Below are 1,753 nucleotides of genomic sequence, written 5' to 3'. Positions count from 1 at the left end.
GGCAAGGATGACGCGAAAAAAGAAAAAGACGAGCGCCGCAAGGAACGCAAGAAACCGGCCTTCAACGTACTTCATCCGATTTACACCGATGAAGAGCTCGCTGAAATCGAAGACAACGAAATCGAAGAAGAAGAAAATCGTTACAGCGACGATATCGACTACGAAGATTACGATTCCTACTACGAAGAATAAGCGGATCGCTTCTTCTTCTGAAAACTTGCACAGACCTGTATTCCAAGGACAGCACAGGCTATTTCTTTTCAAAACCTGTGTGTCTGTGTAAACTTGTCAAAGCGGTCTGAAAGACCGCAAGTCAGGCAGAGACAGCCTTTGCCTGATGGCATATCCATATTCTGAATTTGATTTCCATCCCAGGAGGGGGAATCCAATCCGAAACTGGAACCGAATATGCCAAGTAAGCCCTGACTGGAAAGGAGATCGATCGCCATGAGAAAAATTCCGATGAGAAAATGCGTCGTGACGCAGGAGAGATTTCCCAAAAAGGATCTGATCCGGGTCGTGCACACCCCGGAAGGGGAAGTGCTCGTCGACGCGACCGGCAAGAAAAACGGCCGCGGCGCCTATATCCAGAAATCTATGGAAACGCTGGAAAAAGCCAAAAAGAACAAAGCGCTCGCCAGAGCCCTCGAGTGTGAGATTCCAGATGCGGTCTATGAAAAACTGGAGCTGATGATCCGTGCCGGCTGATGCGACGGTTTCTCTTTTAGGACTCTGTATTCGAGCCGGAAAGTTTGCTAAAGGCGATGCCCTGATTCCCGCAATCTCTTCCAGAAAAGCAAAAGCGGTCGTAATCAGTTCCGCCTGCGGTGCAAACCGGACGAAAAAACTGCATGACAAATGTTCGTTTTATTCCATACCGTGCTACACCCTCGAAGCCGATCGCTACGATCAGCTTGGCAGCAAAGCCGGAAATTCCATCGCCATTCTCGACGCCGGATTTGCCAGAGGGATCGAAAAGTACTTAACGCCCGATCCCCTCGCCAAACGTGAAGAAACGCAGGATGGAGAATCTTTGTCATAAAAAGAATTTACAAATTCCCTTCGCAAGTCTGTCTATTTCGATGTTCGTACTGGAGTGATTCAAGCTTGAGTACATTCCGAGGACGCCGTATAAGACAGAAGAGCGAAGTCTTCCCAGAAGCATAGGAAAAACAGACTGTCCGCCTTTGGACAGAACTTCTGTTTTCGTTTTTAGAAAAGGATGGTGATTGAATGGCCAATAAGCCAGCAAGACGCAAGCCGGGAAACAATAACCGGAATCGTAACAACAACAATCGCGGAGGATCGCGCAATAACAATAACAACCGCCCTTCCAGACCGAGAATCGAGTATCCAAAGGAAATTACCTACTCGCTTCCGATCACGGTCGGTGAACTTGCCGAACTGATGAAAAGAAACTCATCTGAACTGATCAAGTTCCTTTTTCTGCTCGGTAACATGTGCACGATCAATACGCCGCTGAGCGATGACGAAATCGAACTGATTTCCGAAGAGTTCAAGGTGAAGGCCAACAAGGAAGTTGTTGTTGACGAAGATGATATCGAAGACCAGATTGCCAACCGTGAATTCGATGAGAAAGATCTTAAACCGCGTCCGCCTGTTGTCACCATCATGGGTCATGTCGATCACGGAAAAACTACCCTGCTCGATACCATTCGTTCCGCCCACGTCGTAAAAGGCGACTTTGGCGGAATTACCCAGCACATCGGTGCCTCCCAGGTCAGCCTGAACG

General features: G+C 48.3%; 3 protein-coding genes and 1 pseudogene. All 4 read left to right on the top strand.

The features are described from left to right. A pseudogene (locus ACLUYS_RS08905) lies at positions 1-192 on the top strand (transcription termination/antitermination protein NusA); the annotation flags it as partial. 255 nt (positions 193-447) lie between these two features. After that, on the top strand, positions 448-708 hold the full coding sequence (rnpM, locus tag ACLUYS_RS08900) for an RNase P modulator RnpM (RefSeq protein ID WP_230267886.1): 261 nt from the start codon (positions 448-450) through the stop codon (positions 706-708). After that, on the top strand, positions 698-1,042 hold the full coding sequence (locus ACLUYS_RS08895) for a L7Ae/L30e/S12e/Gadd45 family ribosomal protein (protein ID WP_230267887.1): 345 nt from the start codon (positions 698-700) through the stop codon (positions 1,040-1,042). Before rnpM ends, ACLUYS_RS08895 begins: the two co-directional genes overlap by 11 nt. A gap of 191 nt (positions 1,043-1,233) precedes the next feature. Then, a partial coding sequence (locus ACLUYS_RS08890) for a translation initiation factor IF-2 N-terminal domain-containing protein (RefSeq protein WP_412659642.1) occupies positions 1,234-1,753 on the top strand: 520 nt, incomplete at its 3' end.

Source organism: Allobaculum sp., assembly GCF_047010065.1.
In the GTDB taxonomy this organism is placed as follows: domain Bacteria; phylum Bacillota_I; class Bacilli_A; order Erysipelotrichales; family Erysipelotrichaceae; genus Allobaculum; species Allobaculum fili.
Note: the sequence above shows the minus strand (reverse complement) of the source record. Positions and strands in the feature narration are given on the sequence as shown.